At 66.1% G+C, this 304-nt stretch carries 1 protein-coding gene; it reads right to left on the reverse strand.

The window, feature by feature from the left end:
* A partial coding sequence (locus tag BN1127_RS00060) for an iron chelate uptake ABC transporter family permease subunit (protein WP_042648057.1) occupies positions 1 to 304 on the reverse strand: 304 nt, incomplete at both ends.

The raw sequence follows: 304 nt of genomic DNA on the forward strand, positions 1-304 counted from the left end.
GTGGCGGTGGCGGTGAGCAGGGCGACCAGGATCAGGGTCTTCATGCGCAGCCTGTCCACGTTGACCCCCAGGCTCCGGGCACGGGCTTCCCCCAGACGCAGGCTGGTGAGGGCCCAGGCGTCCCGGTAGATGAGCAGGGTGCAGATCAGGGTGACGGCGGCCGTGATGATCAGGGAGTCCCAGGTGGTGCGCATCAGGCTGCCAAACAGCCAGAACATGATCTGCTGGTTGAGCTCGGGGGAGGAGAGGAACTGCAGCAGGGAGAGCAGGGACTGGAACAGGAACAGCAGGGCGATGCCCGCCA

This window comes from Aeromonas media, from assembly GCF_000819985.1.
Classification (GTDB): Bacteria; Pseudomonadota; Gammaproteobacteria; order Enterobacterales; family Aeromonadaceae; genus Aeromonas; species Aeromonas media.